The organism is Cellulomonas sp. SG140, assembly GCF_025770785.1.
Taxonomy (GTDB): Bacteria; Actinomycetota; Actinomycetes; order Actinomycetales; family Cellulomonadaceae; genus Cellulomonas.
In genome coordinates, this window is record NZ_JANZLA010000009.1 from 36,933 (window position 1) to 55,171 (window position 18,239).

The following is an 18,239-nucleotide window of genomic DNA, read 5'->3' on the forward strand; positions in this document are numbered from 1 at the left end:
ACCACCCGAGCCCTCCCCCCCGACCCGTCCGTCGCCGTCCGGACGTGTCGTCGCAACCTGCCCGTCACCCCCCTGCCGTAACCTCCGCCGATCAGGCACGATGCGGCCAACGAGAGGGGTGAGCACGTGTTCGAGCACGTCGACCCGTTCATCGGCACGGAGGCCACCCAGCTCCCGCAGCCGCAGGGCCTGGCCGCCACGTGGTGGTGGCCCAAGCCGCAGGTGGGCAACACGCACCCCGGCGCCACGTACCCGCTCGGCATGGTGTCGGCGTGCGCGTACTCCGGGGCCTACCCCACCGGATACGGCCGGTACGACCTGGGCACCGAGGGACTGCCGGTACCGCTGTACGACCGGCAGGTGGCCAGCGGCTTCACGCACTTCCAGCAGTCCGGGACCGGCGCGATCCGCAAGTACTACAACTACTTCCGCGTCACGCCCATGCTGCAGCCGCTGGACGACCTGGGGTCGCTGTGGGACGTGGTCGACGAGCAGGCGGAGCCCGGCTACTACTCCGCGACGCTCGGGTCCGGCATCCACTGCGAGCTGACCGTCGGGCCCAAGAGCGCGGTGCACCGGTACACGTTCCCGGCGCACCGCGACGCGCGCGTGGTGATCGACTTCTCGATGGGCGGCCTGATCATCCCCTACGGCCGCACGGTGCCGCTGCGGGCTCGGCTGGCGTCCCTGGCGCCCGGGGTGGCGCAGGGCGAGATCGTCGTCGAGGGCGCGCCGCTGGCCGTGCACGTCGAGTGCGATGCACCCGGGGCCTGGCGGCAGATGCTCTGGTACGACCGCCGGCTGATGCCCGGGGGCACGCGGCTCGACTTCGACCGGATCCGGCCGACGACGCTGCGGCCGTTCGGGCTGATGTGGGCCGGGCGGGCGGAGCCCGGCCAGGTGGTGGAGGTGCGGTTCGGCTTCTCCTTGCGCGGGGTGGAGCAGGCGAAGGAGAACCTCGAGCACGACTGCGGTCCGGGGCCGCGCAGCTTCACCGTGCGACGTGCCGCGACGGCCGCCGACTGGCGCGAGCACCTGGACGGAGTCCAGGTGGACACCCCGTCGCGCGTGCGGCAGACGGTGCTGTCCACCGCCGTCTACCACTCGCTGATCAAGCCGTGCCTGGCGATGGACGAGTCCCCGTTCTGGCCGATGGACGGCCCGTTCGTGTTCGACATCGCGACGATGTGGGACATCTACCGCACGCAGCTGCCGCTGATCACGGCGCTGCGGCCGCACAAGGCGGTCGAGCTGGCCAACGCGCTGATCCAGATCGCCGAGGAGGAGGGCAACCTGCCGATCGGGTACCGGATGGCGCGCGGTGCCGACCAGTTCTCCCGGCAGGGCTCGGCGCTCGCGCACACCTTCCTGGCCGACGTGTGCCAGCTGGGCCTGCCCGGCGTCGACTGGGACTGGGCGCTGGTGCACATGCACAACGACCTGCGGCGCACGTACGGCGAGGAGTTCCTGCTGCGCGGCCTGGCGCAGCCGGTCAGCCACACGCTGGACCTGGCGTTCGGGTACTGGTGCACGGCCTACGTCGCGGCCCACGTCGGCGACCGCGCGCTCGTCGAGCAGTTCGCCCCGCTGGCCGACCGGTGGGCCAACGCCTTCGACCCGGCGACCGGCCTGCTGCACGACTCGACGTACTACGAGGGCGGCAAGTGGAACTACTCGTTCCGGCTGCTGCACGACATGGCGGGGCGGATCGCGCTGGCCGGCGGTGACGACGCCTTCGTCGGGCTGCTCGACCGGTTCTTCGGGTTCGGCGCACCGCCCGTGGTGCAGCCCGGGCTGCAGCCCGAGCTGGCGGAGATGGCGGCCGGCTATCGGCTGGACCGGTTCGAGGGGCTGAACAACGAGCCGGACATGGAGGCGCCGTACGCGTACCACTGGGCCGGTCGGCCCGACCGCACGGCGCAGGTGGTGCACGACGTGGTGACCAACCAGTTCGGCACCGGCCGCGGCGGGCTGCCCGGCAACGACGACTCCGGCGGCCTCTCGTCCTGGTACGTGTGGGCCAGCCTGGGGCTGTTCCCGGTGGCCGGGCAGAACCGGTTCCTGGTGAACGCACCGTCGTGGCGGGCGGCGGCCCTGGAGGTCGGGGGGCGCTCCCTGACCATCGAGACGGAGGGGTTCCGGGAGCCGGAGCCCGGCGGTCCCGCCCAGTACGTGCAGGGCATCACGTTCAACGGACGGCCGCTGGACCGGTCGTGGCTCAGCGGGCACGAGGTGCACCGCGGCGGGCACCTGCAGGTGCGGCTCGGCGTCGAGCCCAACAGCTGGGGCACGGACCTGGCGAGCCGACCGCCGTCGTCCCGCTCGCCCGTGCCGCTGACGACCAGCTCCGGACCGCCGACGCTGTCGACGCCGGTGGTGCGACCAGGGGGAGCAGCATGAGCACGGTTCCGGACGGTGCGGGCCCCGGTCGCGCGCCGACGCGACGGCTGGTGCTGGTCGTGCGGGCGGACCCGGTGATCTGCGGCCACTCCGGCGAGGCGCGCAACCTCGCCGAGGCGGCCCTGCGGCGCGGGTTCGACGACGTGCGGATCGTCACCTGGCCGCTGGACGTGCTGCAGCGTGCCGGCCTGCCGCTCAAGCCCCTCGACGGGGTGCTGCCGTACAGCGACGGCATCACCGTGGAGCGGCCCGGTCCGGTGGGCGACTACAAGGTGCCCGACGGACGGTGGCTCGCGGGGCTGACCGGCCGGCTGGTGGAGCTGTTCACCGACGGCGTGCCGACCGTGGCGATGTCCCTGTACCTGTCGCCGCACGCCACCGCGGTGGCCGATGCCGTGCGGATCGCCCGGTCAACCGGCCTGCCGGTCGACGTGGTGACCGTCGCGGAGGCGGTCGGCTCGGACGTGACCAACGTCGTGCGCGCGTGCGTCGAGGAGGACCGGTTCGGGGCCGCCGCGCAGGTGCTGGCCAGCTACCTGGACCACGACGTGTGCCTGGCGGTGTCCCGGTACACCCGCGACATGATCGTCGGCGAGGCGCGCGCCATCGACGCCAAGCACGGCACCCGGTTCGCCGCGCAGTGCGAGGAGCGGGTGCAGGTCAGCTACCCCGCGATCGACGTCGGTGCGTACCTGGCGCGGGACGACGACCTCACCGACGCGGTGCTCGCCGCGCGGGGGCTGACCCGCGGCGGCTACGTCCTCTACCTGTCCCGGCTGGCGCACGCCAAGGGGGTGGACGACCTGATCGAGGCGTACGCCGCCAGCCGCGCGGCCGGGTCGGTGGAGCTGGTGGTGGCCGGCAACGGACCGCAGGCCGAGGCGCTGCACGCGCTCGCGGCGACGACCGCGGTGGCGGGGCGGATCCGGTTCCTGCACGACGTGGACGACGAGGAGAAGGCGCACCTGATGGCCGGCGCGCGGGCGTTCGCCCTGCCGAGCAAGTCGATGCCGGAGTTCACCGAGACGTTCGGCATCGCACTGGTCGAGTCGATGCTGTCCGGCGGCGGGCCGGTGATCACCACGGACGTCGGCGGGATCGGCGAGGCGGTCGGTGACACGGCGCTGATCGTGCCGCCGGCGGACCCGCCGGCGCTGGCGGCGGCCCTGGACCGGGCGGTGCTGGGCATGTCCGACGTGGAGCGGGAGTCGATGGCCGAGCAGGCGCTGGCGCACGCGCGGCAGTTCGACCGCATGCCGGTGCTGGACGCGATCCTCGAGCGGGTGGCGGAGGTGCACGCGGCGCGGGCGTCGCTGGTCTGAGTCGGCCGGGTGCGGCGGTTCGTCGCGCGGAGCGGTGCCGACCGGGCCACGATCGAGTGGATGGACGACGAGCTGCTCGACCTGGTCCCCGACGTCGAGGCGCTGGTGCGCCGCTGGCTCGACGAGGCTGCCGACGTGCCGCCCGACCGGGGCGCGTCCCTGCTGGCGGGGCTGCTGCGAGATCCCGCCGGGCTGCGGTTCGCGGTCGGGTTCATCGACCGGGTGGTGCGTCCCGAGGACCCGGCGGCGGCCGCCCGGGCGCTGGCGACGCTGTCCCGCGACGTGCCGGGCTTCCTGCCGGCGCCGCTGCGCTGGGCCGTGCGGACCGGCGGCCTCGCGGGACCCGTCGCACCGGGCGTCGTCGTCCCCATGGCCCGCCGGGTGCTGCGCGAGCTGGTCGGCCACCTCGTCGTCGACGCGTCCGACGCCCACCTCGGTGCCGCCCTCGCCCATCTGCGCCGCGATGGCGTCGCCCTCAACCTCAACCTCCTGGGCGAGGCCGTGCTCGGGCGCCGCGAGGCGGACCGCCGGCTGGAGGGCACCGCCAGGCTGCTCGAGCGCACCGACGTCGACCACGTGTCCATCAAGGTGTCGTCGGTCAGCGGTCCGCACGCGCCCTGGGCGTTCGACGCGACCGTCGACGAGGTGGTGGCCCACCTGCTCCCCCTGTACCGACGCGCCGCGGCGACGGGCACCGTCGTCACCCTCGACATGGAGGAGTACCGCGACCTCGACCTGACCCTCGAGGTGTTCATGCGGCTGCTCGACCGGCCGGAGCTGCGCGACCTGCACGCGGGCGTGGTGCTGCAGGCGTACCTGCCGGACGCGCTGGGCGCGATGCAGCGGCTGCAGGACTGGGCGGCCACGCGGCGAACCGGCGGCGGTGCGCCGGTCAAGGTGCGCCTGGTCAAGGGCGCGAACCTGTCGATGGAGCACGTCGACGCGCAGCTGCACGACTGGCCGCCGGCCACCTGGGACACCAAGCAGGAGACGGACACCGCGTACAAGCGGGTGCTGGACTGGGCGCTGACGCCGGAGCGGACGGCGAAGGTGCACCTCGGCGTGGCCGGCCACAACCTGTTCGACCTGGCCTTCGCCTGGCTGCTGGCCGGCCGGCGTGGGGTCCAGGACGCGGTGGAGACGGAGATGCTGCTCGGCATGGCCACCGGGCAGGCCGAGGCGGTCCGCCGGTCGACGGGGCGGCTGCTGCTGTACACGCCCGTGGTGCACCCTGAGCACTTCGACGTGGCGATCGCCTACCTGGTGCGGCGGCTCGAGGAGGCCGCCAGCCCGGAGAACGTGATGTCGTCGCTGTTCACGATGGCCGACGACGAGGTCGCGTTCACCCGCGAGCGAGACCGGTTCCTCGCCTCGCTCCAGGCGCTGGTGGACACGCGCGACGAGGTGCCGGCACCGCGGCGCACGCGGGACCGGCGCCGTGCCGCCGCGGCCTCGTCCGACGCCCGGCCCTTCGCCTCGGCCCCCGACACCGACCCGTCGCTCGCCGCGAACCAGGAGTGGGCACGCGAGCTGCTCGCCCGCGTCCCGTCGTCACGGCTGGGCGCGCAGACGCGCGACGAGCACACGGTGACCGACCCGGCGGAGCTCGACCGCGTCCTCGCCGCCACCGCCGCGGCCGGCGCCGAGTGGGGCGCCCTGTCCGCCCGCGAGCGCGCCACGGTGCTGCGCCGGGCGGCCGACGAGCTGGAGCGGCGCCGTGGCGACCTGTGCGAGGTGATGGCGGCCGAGACCGGCAAGACCCTCGACCAGGCCGACCCCGAGGTCAGCGAGGCGGTCGACTTCGCCCGCTGGTACGCGGGGCTCGCGGAGGAGCTCGAAGGGATCGACGGCGCCGTCGCGCACCCGGTCCGGCTCAGCCTGGCGACGCCGCCGTGGAACTTCCCGGTCTCGATCGCCGCCGGTTCGGTGCTGGCCCCGCTCGCGGCCGGCTCGGCGGTGGTGCTCAAGCCGGCGCCGCAGGCGGCCCGGTGCGGTTCGGTGCTGGCCGAGGCGCTGTGGGCGGCCGGTGTGCCGCGCGAGGTCCTGGCGCTGGTGCACGTCGCCGAGGACGGTCTCGGCAAGGCCCTCGTCTCCGACGCGCGCGTCGACCGGCTGCTGCTCACCGGCTCGTTCGAGACGGCGCGGCTGTTCGCCGGCTTCCGGCCCGGGCTGCACCTGCTGGCGGAGACGAGCGGGAAGAACGCGATCGTCGTGACCCCGAGCGCCGACCTCGACCTGGCTGTGCGCGACGTCGTCGCCTCCGCCTTCGGGCACGCGGGCCAGAAGTGCTCGGCTGCGTCGCTGGTGATCCTGGTGGGGTCGGTCGGCACGTCCCGGCGGTTCCACGACCAGCTGCTCGACGCGGTGACCAGCCTGCGCGTCGGCTTCCCGGCCGACCCGGCGACGCAGATGGGGCCGGTGATCGAGCCCGCGGAGGGCAAGCTGCTCGACGGCCTGACCCGCCTGGCGCCGGGCGAGAGCTGGGCCGTGCGGCCGCGCCGCCTGGACGACTCCGGCCGCCTGTGGACGCCGGGCGTGCGCGCCGGGGTACGGGCGGGATCGGCGTTCCACCGCACCGAGTACTTCGGGCCGGTGCTCGGCGTGATGACGGCCGAGACGCTCGACGAGGCGATCGACCTGCAGAACGGTGTCGACTACGGGCTGACCGCGGGCCTGCACAGCCAGGACGTGGACGAGGTGGCGCACTGGCTGGCCCGTGTCGAGGCGGGCAACCTCTACGTCAACCGCGGCATCACCGGGGCGATCGTGCGGCGGCAGCCGTTCGGCGGCTGGAAGCGGTCCGCGGTGGGCCCCGGCGCCAAGGCCGGCGGTCCGAACACCCTGGTGCCGCTGGTCGACTGGGCCTCCGCGCCCGCCCGGCACGGCGCACCGTTGGGTCCGGCGGCCACCCGGCTGCTCGAGGCGGCCCGCGCCGCAGGTGTGGCCGATGCACCGTTCGCGCACGACGAGGCGGACTTCCGGCCGGTCGGTCCGGCACAGACCTCGTCGTCCTCCTCCGACAGCCCGTCGGTCGCGCCGACCGGTGCCGCGACGCCCGCCGCCGGTCCGCTCGAGCGGGCCCTCGCATCGGACGCCCTCGCCTGGCGCGACGTCTTCTCGATGTCCGACGACGTCACCGGCCTGGCCGCGGAGCGCAACGTCCTGCGCTACCGGCCGGTGCCGGTGCTGGTGCGGCTCGGCCGGCGCGGGTCGGTCGCCGCCCTGCTGCGCGTGGTCGGCGCCGGGCTGGTGGCCGGTGCCGAGGTCACCGTCTCCACGTCGCACCTGCTGCCAGCCCCGCTCGGCGCCGTGCTGCACGACCTCGGCGTGACCGTCCGCGCCGAGGACGACACCACGTGGCTCGCCGCTGTCCGCAGCCTGCCGTCCGGCCGCATCCGGCTGGTGGACGGCGACCCCGACGCGCTCGCGCACGCCACCGGACCGCGACCCGAGCTGGCGGTCTACGGTCAGCCCGTCACCGAGTCCGGCCGGGTGGAGCTGCTCACGTTCCTGCGTGAGCAGTCCGTCACCGTCACCGCCCACCGGTTCGGCACCCCGGACACGCTCGCCGACCGGGCGCTGGAGCGTTCGGCGCAGGCCGCGGTCGACTGAGCCGCCTCCCAGCGTTCAGGGCGTCGGCGCGACTCCAGGGGTCGACGGCGTCGGGCCGCCTCCGTGGATGCCGGCGACCCCGTCATCACGCCCCGGCGTACCGCCCGTGGTGTCCTGCGCCGGGTGCGTCCGACCCAACGGACCCTTGGCCGCCTCGGTCAGCAACCTCTGGGTCACCTGCCGCACCACCTGGTACGTCGCCGCGTCGCCCCACCCGGCTTCGCACGCCGTGTCGTCGAGTGCGCACACCCACTTGCTGGTGCCCGCGTCGAACACGCCCGCGCCGCTGGTCGTCGTGTAGTAGGTGACGTCCGCGGCGTCCTGGACGGTCCGGCCCATGAGCTTGCACGTGACGGGCGAGTGGAACAGGACCTGGAGGGGATGGGGCGTGGGCACCGAGAGGTCGACCCGGTCGTACTCCGGCCCGACGAGCGTCCCGAGCGTCTGCCCGGGCTGCAGGCCCTCGGTGAGCCACGACAGCCGGTGCGCCACGACGAGCGGCGCCTTGACCGGGTTGCACTGGTAGAAGCCGCCGACCAGGTCGCTCTCCGGACGTGGCACGGGAGCGGAGCGCCACTGCGTCGTCGACTCGGAGGGGTCGGTCGCGGTGATCGGGTCCGCGGTGCTCTTGTAGTCGATCTCCAGCCGGTCCGGTCCCACGGGCGTGGACCCGAACCGGATGTGCCGGTAGACGGCGTTGGCGCCGAGGAACGCCACGTTGGTCCCGGCGTCGCGGGCCCGGGTCACCGCCTGCCGCATCGAGGTCGACCAGTACTCGTCGTGCCCCGGGGACACCACGGCGCGGGCGCCGTCGAGCAGGTGCGGGTCCTCCTGCAGGTCGACGTCCGTCGCGTAGGCGAGGGGAAGCCCGAGGTGCTCGGCGAACGTCACGAGAGGCAGCTCGTTGCCGAGGAAGTCGCCGCTGCCGGAGGCCTCGGCGTAGGGCCGGTCGAACGTCACGGCGAACGACCGGCTCGCCGGCATCCCGTCCTTGCCGTGGTAGAGGCTCAGGCCGCCGTAGTCGTTGTAGGCCTGCCAGGTGGTGACCGCCTGGACCAGCACCACCTTCCCGGCCGTGCTGTCCGAGCGCACGGTCAGCGGGACGTAGCCCTCAGCACCGTCGTCCCCCTCGAGGCGCAGCAGGTACGCGCCCGGCGGCCACCCCGTCGCGGTGAGGGTGGCGGTCGGGGTCCAGGACGTGGTGACCGTCCGGGTCTCGGGCACGACGGTCGACGGCGGCTGCGCCACCACACGGAACGGCCCGGCCTGCGCCAGTCGGGCCGCGACCGACGAGCCGTACGACCCCATCCGGAGCACCGTCACGCCGAACGACCTGCCCGTGGCCGACACGCGCAGCTGCACCTGGCCGTCGGTGCGGACGCTGGTGCGGTCCGCATAGCCCTCGATGTGGGTCCCGGGCGGCGAGGCGACGTGCCAGTCGTCCGTCGGGGTCAGCGGCGCGACCGACGAGGTCGGGCCGGCGGTCGGGCCGGCGGTGCCGGCATCCGGGACGCGCCCCGGGGACGACGACCCGGCCGCCTGGACCGGTCGACCGCGCGCCGCGAGCACCACGGCCCCTGCGCCGAGGAGGAGGACGAGGACGGCCACGCCCGCCAGCACCGCCGCCCGGCGGCCGGACCGCCGCGAGCGTCGGGCTCCCGATCCGTCCTCGGCCGACATCACGTCAGTGTCACCGGGAGCCGCTCACCCCGCCTCCCGGCCCGCGCCGACGGCCGCCGGGCCGGTGCGCACCTCCTGTGACGAGCCCCTCACGCCGCAGTGGGATCCTTCCTGGGGCGTCGGTCGTTGGACGCCACCGGGACCGCGGCGGTCCGGACGGCGACGAAGGACGGTCATGGGCAACGGGACGGGCCTGCTGCAGGCGAGGGACGTGTGGGCCGGCTACGGCGGTGCCGCGGTGCTGGCCGGGGTGGACGTCGACGTCTCCCCTGGTGACGCCCTCGGGCTGCTCGGCCTGTCCGGCGTCGGCAAGTCCACGCTGGTGCAGGTCCTCGCGGGCGCGCTGGTGCCGAGCCGAGGTTCGGTGACCTTCGACGGCCGCCGCGTGGCGAAGCCGGCGCGGCGCGACCGCAAGGCGCTGCGCGCCCGGCTGCGGACGGTGCACCAGAACGGCTTGGCCAACGCCGACCCCGAGCACACCGCCGAGCGCGTGCTCCGCCTCGCGCTCGACGAGGCGCGCGCCGCCGGCCGGTCCACGGGTGGCGACGCCGAGGGTGCCCTGGCCGTCGTGGAGCTGCCCGCGCACGTGCTCCGCCGCAAGGTGGGCACCCTGTCCGGCGGTGAGCGTCAGCGGCTGGCGATCGCGAGCGCCCTCGCCGCCCGGCCGGACGTGCTGCTGCTCGACGAGCCGCTCACGGCGCTCGACCCCGCCATGCGCCACCACATCGCGGAGCGGATCTCCGCCCTGGTCGGTCCTGCCGGCATCGGGCTGCTGCTCGCCTCGCACGACGTGCGGCTGCTCGAGCAGCTGACCACCCGGGTGCACGTGCTGGCCGAGGGGCAGCTGGTGCAGACCGGCAGCCTGCGCGACGTGCTGGCCGACCCGGTGCACCCGGACACCCGCGAGTTCGTCGAGGCGTTGCCCGAGGCGACCCTGCGCTGGTCCTGAGCCCAGCCGTCGGTCGCCGTCCGCCAGCCACCACCCGACACCCGTCAGGCGGCCCCCGCCGACCGCGCCAGGCCGTCACCACCGCGCTTGGCCAGCCGCATCGCCCGCTGCGCGTCCTGCATCAGCAGGTCCAGGTCCGCCCAGCCGGGGGTCGACGCCGCCGCGACCACGCGCAGCGGCGGCAGCTGCCCCTCCGTCCCATCCTCCGGCGAACCGGCGAGCCCCGCGGCCACCTGCACCCGCAGCTCCTCGCGCTGCGCCGGCGCCCGCTGCTCGACAGCCGCGGGCAGCAGCCCCAGCACCATGAACTCGTCACCGCCCGTGCGGCCCACCAGGAATCCGCTCGGCACCACCTGCGTCAGCCGCTCGGCGATCGCGCGGAGCACCAGGTCGCCGACGGCCTCGCCGTGCGCCGCGTTGATCGCGCCGAACTCGACGACGTCCACCAGCAGCACCACCATGCGGCGCTGCGTGCCGCGCAGCAGCTTCGCCCAGTCCCGCATCGTGTGCCGGACCAGCTCACGGGACGGCAGGCCGGTCAGCGGGTCGTGCAGCGACCGCCCGGTCAGCGCCGCGACCAGGGCGCCGATCAGGTCGCCGGTGCCGACCATCTGCCACGCGTCCGCCCGCACCAGCACCTCGTCGAACCGCGACTCGACGGGCCGCTCGATCGCCCGGACCGCCGTCTCCACCACCGCGGTCTGCTCGTCCACCACCAGCGGGTTCCAGTCGGCGACCTGCGCCACCGGCTGCCGGGTCAGCACCGCCCGCCCGAACCCGAGCCGCCCGGTCATCGCCTCGGCGAACCGCGTGCGGGTCAGCAGACCCAGCCGCGAGGGGTCCTCCGGGTCCTGCACGCCGATGCACGGCAGGTGCGGCGAGCGGAACAGCACCTCGAGCTCGTTCATCGGGGTGGTCCCGTCGGTCACGGTCAGGGGTCGGACCAGGTCTCGCATCACGGCCGGCCGGGTCGCGCCCGTCGCGCGCGCGGCCCGGACCAGGAGGTTCACGTCGTTCGGCACGCGGAGCATGGTCCATCCCGCACGGCGATCGGCATACGGCCGGACGGGTGGGTGCGCGCAGTGTTCGTCCAACGTTCACCGCCCGGACGACCCTCGGACGACGGGGGCTGCGGCGGGACCACGACGGGCAGACGACGCCGGGCCGACGACGGCCTGCCCGCCCCCGGCCGTCAGAGCAGCGAGTCCTCCTCGCGCGCCTGCACCACCTCGCCACGACCCAGCCGGCTGTGCCGGTAGGAGTACGTCGCGTACACCACGGCGCCCACCGCCAGCCACACCGCGAACCGCAGCCAGGTCAGCGTCGTCAGGTTGAGCATCAGCCACAGGCAGGCGACGCCGGAGATCCACGGCAGCACCGGCGACCACGGCACCCGGAAGCCGCGCGGCAGGTCGGGGCGGGCCTTGCGCAGCACCGGCACCCCGAAGCTGACCAGCACGAACGCGGACAGCGTGCCGATGTTGATCATCTCCTCCAGCAGGTGCACCTGCGAGAGGCCGGCGATCAGCGCGACCACCACACCGGCACCGACCTGAAGCCGCGCCGGCGTGCCGAACCGCGGCGACGTGCGGGACAGGCCGCGCGGCAGCAGCCCGTCGCGGCTCATCGCGAACACGATGCGGGTCAGGCCCAGCAGCAGCACCATCACCACCGACGTCAGGCCCAGCACGATGCCGACGGAGATCACCTTCCCCGCCCACGTCGCACCGACCAGCACGAACGCCGTGGTCAGCGACGGGCTCGCCGACTTGGCCAGCTCCGTGTACGGCACCATGCCGGTCACCACGACGCTGACCAGGATGTACAGTACCGTCACCACCGCGAGGCCGCCGAGCATGCCGCGCGGCATGGTGCGCTGCGGGTCCTTGGTCTCCTCGGCGGTGGTCGCGACGACGTCGAACCCGATGAACGCGAAGAACACCAGCGCGGCGCCGGAGAGGATGCCTGCGGCGCCGTAGGTGGCCGGGGCCCAGCCGAGCAGCCAGCCGAACAGCGACTGGTGCAGCGCCGAGGTGCCGGCGGTGGAGGGCTGCGACGGCGGCACGAACGGGTGGTAGTTCGCGGCCTTGACGTAGGCGAAGCCGGCGACGACGACGAACAGCGTGATGCCCACCTTCAGCGCCGTGAACACCGCGTTCACGCGGGTGGACAGGCGGGTGCCGATCGCCAGCAGCGTGGTGAAGATGCCGACCACCAGCACCGGCCCCCACTCGACGCTCACGCCGCCGACGTGGAACTGCATCGGCACGTGCAGCCCGAACAGCGCCAGCGCGTCCCCCACGTACACGCCCCAGAACTTGGCGATCACCGCGCCGGCCAGCAGCATCTCGAGGATCAGGTCCCACCCGATCACCCAGGCGACGCCCTCCCCCATCGTCGCGTAGGAGAACGTGTACGCCGATCCCGCGATCGGCAGCGAGGACGCGAACTCGGCGTAGCACATGATCGCCAGCCCGCAGACGATGGCAGCGACGACGAACGACACGATGACGGCCGGTCCCGCGTAGTTCGCCGCGGCCGTCGCGCCGACCGAGAAGATGCCCGCGCCGACCGCCACCGCGACGCCCATCACGGCCAGGTCCCAGGGGGTCAGGGTGCGCCGCAGCTGCCGGTGCGGGTCGTGCGTCGCGGCGAGCGCGTCCTCCGGAGAGGTGCGCCGGAAGATGCTCCTGGGGGCGGACTGACCGCGACTGTGCTCCACGAGCGGGCGATCCTGGCACGTCACAGGCCTCCGGCACGACCTCCGGTCACCATCCGGTCGGCCGATCGCCCCACCTGCGCCGATGTCCCGAGGCCCTCCGGGACCATCGTCCTACGCCGCATGCAAGAGGGCCCCGCCCCCGGCGAACCGGGAACGAGGCCCTCTCGGAACCGCTGTGGTGCGTCAGGCCGGCATCAGGCCCGTGCCCGCGTCACCGAGCGACGACGCCGGCGGGGCCGGCGGCACGTCGATGCCGGAGTTGGGCGTCCCGACCGAGGCACCCACGGCCACCGGCTGCTTGCCCCGGTCGCCGATCGGCACGCCGCGGAAGGTGAACTCCCCGAGCAGTCCCTCGCCCTCGGCGTCCACGATCACCAGCTGACCGGACTTCAGCTCGCCGAACAGGATCTTCTCGGACAGCGCGTCCTCGACGTCCCGCTGGATGGCGCGGCGCAGCGGCCGGGCCCCGAGCACCGGGTCGTAGCCCTTCTCCGACAGCAGCTTCTTGGCCGCCGGGGTGAGCTCGATACCCATGTCCTTGTCGCGCAGGCGGGCGTCCAGCTTGGCCGCCATCAGGTCGACGATCGCGAAGATCTCCGGCTGCGACAGCTGCGGGAACACCACCACGTCGTCGACGCGGTTGAGGAACTCCGGACGGAAGTGCGTCTTGAGCTCGTCGTTGACCTTGGTCTTCATCCGCTCGTAGGACGTCGACAGGTCGCCGCCGGCCTGGAAGCCGGTCAGCATGCCCTTGGCGATGTCCCGCGTGCCGAGGTTGGTAGTCATGATGATCACGGTGTTCTTGAAGTCGACCACCCGGCCCTGCGAGTCGGTCAGGCGACCGTCCTCGAGGATCTGCAGCAGCGAGTTGAAGATGTCCGCGTGGGCCTTCTCCACCTCGTCGAACAGGACGACGGAGAACGGACGACGCCGCACCTTCTCGGTGAGCTGACCGCCCTCGTCGTACCCGACGTAGCCGGGGGGCGAGCCGAACAGCCGCGAGACCGTGTGCTTCTCGGAGAACTCGCTCATGTCGAGCTGGATCAGCGCGTCCTCGTCCCCGAACAGGAACTCGGCGAGCGCCTTGGCCAGCTCCGTCTTCCCGACGCCCGTGGGGCCGGCGAAGATGAACGACCCACCGGGCCGCTTCGGGTCCTTCAGGCCGGCGCGGGTGCGGCGGATCGCCTGCGACAGCGCGTGGATCGCCTGGTCCTGCCCGACGACGCGCTTGTGCAGCTCCTCCTCCATGCGCAGGAGCCGGCTGGACTCCTCCTCGGTGAGCTTGAACACCGGGATGCCCGTGGCGTTGGCCAGCACCTCGGCGATCAGCTCCTCGTCCACCTCGGCGACGGCGTCCAGGTCGCCGTTCTTCCAGGCCTTCTCCTTCTCGGAGCGGCGCAGGCCGAGCTGCTTCTCGGTGTCGCGCAGGCGCGCGGCCTTCTCGAAGTCCTGCTCGTCGATCGCCGACTCCTTGTCGCGGCGCGTCTTGGCGATCTCCTCGTCCAGCTCGCGCAGCTCCGGCGGGGCCGTCATGCGGCGGATGCGCAGGCGCGCGCCCGCCTCGTCGACCAGGTCGATCGCCTTGTCCGGGAGGAACCGGTCGTTGACGTACCGGTCCGCCAGCGTGGCGGCGGCGACCAGCGCGGAGTCGGTGATGGAGACGCGGTGGTGCGCCTCGTACCGGTCCCGCAGGCCCTTGAGGATCTCGATCGTGTGCGCCAGCGTCGGCTCGGCCACCTGGATCGGCTGGAAGCGCCGCTCCAGGGCCGGGTCCTTCTCGACGTACTTGCGGTACTCGTCGAGCGTCGTGGCACCGATGGTCTGCAGCTCGCCGCGGGCCAGCATCGGCTTGAGGATGCTGGCGGCGTCGATGGCGCCCTCGGCGGCGCCCGCCCCGACGAGGGTGTGGATCTCGTCGATGAACAGGATGATGTCGCCGCGCGTGCGGATCTCCTTGAGCACCTTCTTCAGGCGCTCCTCGAAGTCGCCGCGGTACCGGGAGCCGGCCACCAGCGCGCCGAGGTCCAGCGTGTACAGCTGCTTGTCCTTCAGCGTCTCCGGCACGTCCCCGCGCACGATGTCCTGCGCGAGGCCCTCGACGACGGCCGTCTTGCCGACGCCGGGCTCCCCGATCAGCACCGGGTTGTTCTTGGTGCGGCGGGACAGCACCTGCATGACCCGCTCGATCTCCTTCTCGCGCCCGATGACCGGGTCGAGCTTGCCGTCGCGGGCGGCCTGCGTCAGGTTGCGGCCGAACTGGTCCAGCACGGCGCTGCCGGAGGGCTGACCCTCGGCCGGGCCGCCGGACGCCACGGGCTCCTTGCCCTGGTAGCCGGAGACCAGCTGGATCACCTGCTGGCGGACCCGGTTCAGGTCGGCGCCGAGCTTGCCCAGCACCTGGGCGGCGACGCCCTCACCCTCGCGGATGAGGCCGAGCAGGATGTGCTCGGTGCCGATGTAGTTGTGGCCGAGCTGCAGCGCCTCGCGCAGCGACAGCTCCAGCACCTTCTTGGCGCGCGGCGTGAACGGGATGTGACCGGAGGGGGCCTGCTGGCCCTCGCCGATGATCTCGATGACCTGGGCGCGGACCGCCTCGAGCGAGATGCCGAGGGACTCCAGCGCCTTGGCCGCGACACCCTCACCCTCGTGGATCAGGCCCAGGAGGATGTGCTCGGTGCCGATGTAGTTGTGGTTGAGCATCCGCGCCTCTTCCTGGGCGAGGACGACCACGCGACGGGCTCGGTCGGTGAATCTCTCGAACATGTGCACTCCTCACGAGCAGCGAGCTTCGGGACCCGCGCGCGTGGGCTGCACGGAGCCGACGAAGCGGCGTTGTTCGATGCTAACGGCGGGGTTGTGCCCGGTCGTCCCGTGTTCGCCGCAGGCGTGACGACGGCTGTCGGGCGTCCTCGTCGGGCTTCCACGGCCGAGGTCGGTCGACCGTCAGTCGAGCGGCGCCGACCAGCGCAGCAGCGCGCCGCGCCCCGACGGCGGGCGCAGCAGGGAGAACGAGCCGCCGGCCTCCTGGGCGCGCAGCGCCAGGTTCTTGGTGCCCGACGAGCGCTCGGGGGCGGCCGGCACGCCGACCCCGTCGTCCTCGACCTCGACGACAACCGAGCCGCCCGGTCCGGAGGTGACCCGCAGCCGCACGTCGACCCGTCGCGACCGCGCGTGCCGCGCGACGTTGGCCAGCCCCTCCCGGACCACCGCCACCACGTTGTTGGCCCGGCCGGGTGCGACGAGGGCGTCGACCGGTCCGGCCGGCTCCCCCTCGTCCTCGACGTCGAGCTCGGCGCCGTCCACCTGCACGGACAGCGTCGGGGTGAACCCGAGGGCCCCGCGGGCGATCTCCACCTCGGCGCGGATGCGCGCCACCAGCGGCACGCTGGCGTCCGGGTCGTCCAGCGCCCGCACGATGACGCGGATCTGCCGGATGCCGGCGTCGATGTGCTCGGTGACCTCGTCCAGGGCGCGGGCGACACCGGCGCCCACGGGTTCCGACGGGTTGCTGGAGACCGCCTCGACCTGCATGCCGGCGGCGAACAGCTGCTGGATCGCCAGGTCGTGCAGGTCCCGCGCGATCCGTGCACGTTCGCCGCGCAGCGCCGCCTGACCGCGCAGGTGCTGCGCCTCGGCCAGCACGAACGCGAGCGCGGCCTGCTGCGCAAAGGACGTGGCGAGCTCGACGTCGTCCGGCTCGAACGGCAGCGCACCCGGGCGTCGCAGCACCGCCAGCACGCCGACGCCCTGCCCCTCGGTGCGCAACGGCGCCAGCAGAATCGGTCCGTACCGGCCCAGCGGGGAGCCCGGCGTCACGGCGGACGCCGAGCCGACGTGCCCGTCCTGGCCGCCGAACACCTGGCGGACCAGCGGCTCGTCGGACACGTCCAGGCCGAGCAGGTCGTCCGCGTCGCCGGACACGATCTCGGTGATCAGCGCCTCGTCCGGGGTGGGGAGGATCAGCACCGTCCCGTCGGCGCCGTCCACCTGGCGCGCGGCGTCCGCGACGGCCTGCAGCACGTCCTCCGCGTCGGCGCCCTCGAGCAGCATCGTCGAGATCTGCGCAGCGGCCTGCGCCCACCGCTGCCGGCGCACCTGCAGCTGGTACAGCGCCGCGTTCTGCACCGCGACGGCAGCCGCCGCGGCGAGGGTGAGCACCACGCCCTCGTCCTGCTGGCCGAACCCGCCCGGCTTGTCGGCCAGGTAGAGCGTCCCGTACCGCTGGCCCCGCACCCGGACCGCGGCGCCGAGGAACGGGCCCATCGGCGGGTGCGCGGCGGGCAGCCCGTGGAAGTTCGGGTGGTCGGTCAGGTCGTCGAGCCGCAGCACGCCCTGGTCGGGGATCGAGCCGAGCACGCCCCACGCGTGCGGCGGGTGGCCGAGGGCGGCGACCGTCGCCGGGTCCACGCCCGTCTGGACGAAGGTGATCGACGTGCCCGTGTCGTCGACGATGTTGATCGCGCCGTACCGGGCGCCGGTCAGCTCGGCGCTCGCCGCGACGAAGCGCTCGAGCAGGCTCGCCACGTCCAGGTCCCCGGCCATGCCGAGGATCGCCGACAGCAGCACGCCGCCCTCACCGTCTCCGAGGTCGCCGGAACCACCCGTCCGACCGGGGCGATCCGTCTCGCGCCCGTCCGTCTCGCGCTCCCCCTCGTGCTCCCCCACCGCACCGTCCTGCACTGCCACGCGCACACCGTAGAACGACCTAGGACCTAGGTCCTAGTGCCTGCCGGTACGACGCACCGCACCCGCCCCGCACCGGCGTACGGTCGACGGCGCGATGAACGACCACCACGACCACCACCACGGCCCGCAGCCGACCGTCACCGTCCTCACCGGTGCGGGCATCTCCACCGGATCCGGCATCCCCGACTTCCGTGGACCGCAGGGCGTCTGGACGCAGGACCCCGCCGCCGCCGAGCTCCTGGAGATCGGCCGGTACATGGCCGCCGCCGAGCTCCGGGCGCGTGGCTGGGCGATGTGGCGGGACCACCCGGCGTGGGCGGCGCAGCCGACGGCCGCGCACCGGGCGCTGGTGGAGCTCGAGCGTGCGGGCCTGCTGATCGCGGCGCTGACGCAGAACTTCGACGGCCTGCACCAGCGCGCCGGGTCCGACCCGCGGCTCGTCGTCGAGCTGCACGGCACGCTGACCACGACGTCGTGCATGCGCTGCGGCGCGCGCTGGCCCACCGAGCAGGTGCTGGCGCGCCTGACCGACGAGCCCGACCCGGGGTGCACCGAGTGCGGTGCAGGCGTGCTCAAGCCGGACATCGTCTACTTCGGTGAGCGGCTTCCCGACGAGGCGCTGGAGCGGGCCGTGAACGCGGCGACGGACGCCGAGGTGTTCGTCGCGATCGGCACCACGCTGACCGTGCAGCCCGTGGCGAGCCTGGCCGGGCTGGCGGTGGACCGGGGCGCCCGGCTCGTCGTGGTCAACGCGCAGCCGACGCCGTACGACCACCTCGCGGCCGAGGTGATCCGCGAACCGATCGACCAGGCGGTCCCGGCCCTCGTCGCGCGCCTGCTGGACGAGGTCGGCTCCGCGGCCGGCTGA

10 protein-coding genes are annotated in these 18,239 nt (G+C 73.8%); 5 read left to right on the forward strand and 5 right to left on the reverse strand.

Going from position 1 to position 18,239, the window contains the following annotated elements:
• The first annotated feature begins 126 nt into the window (after nucleotides 1–126).
• Genes N0B34_RS15345 through N0B34_RS15355 form a run of 3 tightly spaced genes read left to right on the forward strand, consistent with a single transcriptional unit; the run spans nucleotide 127 to nucleotide 7,334 of the window.
• On the forward strand, nucleotides 127–2,400 hold the full coding sequence (locus tag N0B34_RS15345; protein ID WP_263731425.1) for a glycoside hydrolase domain-containing protein: 2,274 nt from the start codon (nucleotides 127–129) through the stop codon (nucleotides 2,398–2,400).
• Nucleotides 2,397–3,722, forward strand: a complete 1,326-nt coding sequence (locus N0B34_RS15350) for a glycosyltransferase (RefSeq protein WP_263731424.1) — start codon at nucleotides 2,397–2,399, stop codon at nucleotides 3,720–3,722. The genes N0B34_RS15345 and N0B34_RS15350 overlap by 4 nt, the downstream gene beginning before the upstream one ends.
• 60 nt (nucleotides 3,723–3,782) lie before the next feature.
• Entirely contained in the window at nucleotides 3,783–7,334 is a 3,552-nt protein-coding gene (locus tag N0B34_RS15355; RefSeq protein ID WP_263731423.1) for a proline dehydrogenase family protein, read from the forward strand.
• 15 nt (nucleotides 7,335–7,349) lie between these two features.
• On the opposite strand, the gene N0B34_RS15360 is transcribed toward N0B34_RS15355, so the two are convergent.
• Nucleotides 7,350–9,014 (reverse strand): N,N-dimethylformamidase beta subunit family domain-containing protein, encoded by a 1,665-nt coding sequence (locus N0B34_RS15360; protein WP_263731422.1) that lies wholly within the window; start codon nucleotides 9,012–9,014, stop codon nucleotides 7,350–7,352.
• Nucleotides 9,015–9,189: 175 nt separating this feature from the next.
• Between N0B34_RS15360 and N0B34_RS15365 the strand changes: the two genes are divergently transcribed.
• Entirely contained in the window at nucleotides 9,190–9,963 is a 774-nt protein-coding gene (locus N0B34_RS15365) for an energy-coupling factor ABC transporter ATP-binding protein (protein WP_263731421.1), read from the forward strand.
• A 44-nt stretch (nucleotides 9,964–10,007) separates the two neighbouring features.
• Here the strand turns inward: N0B34_RS15365 and N0B34_RS15370 are convergent, their stop codons facing one another.
• From N0B34_RS15370 to N0B34_RS15385, 4 genes are all read right to left on the reverse strand, one after another.
• A complete protein-coding gene (locus tag N0B34_RS15370) occupies nucleotides 10,008–10,985 on the reverse strand; it encodes a GGDEF domain-containing protein (RefSeq protein ID WP_263731420.1) in 978 nt (325 codons plus the stop codon).
• 170 nt (nucleotides 10,986–11,155) lie between these two features.
• Nucleotides 11,156–12,685 (reverse strand): APC family permease, encoded by a 1,530-nt coding sequence (locus N0B34_RS15375; protein WP_263731419.1) that lies wholly within the window; start codon nucleotides 12,683–12,685, stop codon nucleotides 11,156–11,158.
• A gap of 183 nt (nucleotides 12,686–12,868) precedes the next feature.
• Nucleotides 12,869–15,448, reverse strand: coding sequence for an ATP-dependent Clp protease ATP-binding subunit (locus N0B34_RS15380; protein ID WP_263731418.1), 2,580 nt, complete (start codon nucleotides 15,446–15,448; stop codon nucleotides 12,869–12,871).
• Nucleotides 15,449–15,628: 180 nt separating this feature from the next.
• Complete coding sequence (locus tag N0B34_RS15385) at nucleotides 15,629–17,371, reverse strand: GAF domain-containing protein (protein WP_263731417.1); 1,743 nt, start codon at nucleotides 17,369–17,371, stop codon at nucleotides 15,629–15,631.
• A 94-nt stretch (nucleotides 17,372–17,465) separates the two neighbouring features.
• On the opposite strand from N0B34_RS15385, the gene N0B34_RS15390 reads away from it, so the two are divergent.
• Nucleotides 17,466–18,239: an SIR2 family NAD-dependent protein deacylase gene (locus N0B34_RS15390; protein WP_263731416.1), complete on the forward strand. Its 774-nt coding sequence runs from the start codon at nucleotides 17,466–17,468 to the stop codon at nucleotides 18,237–18,239.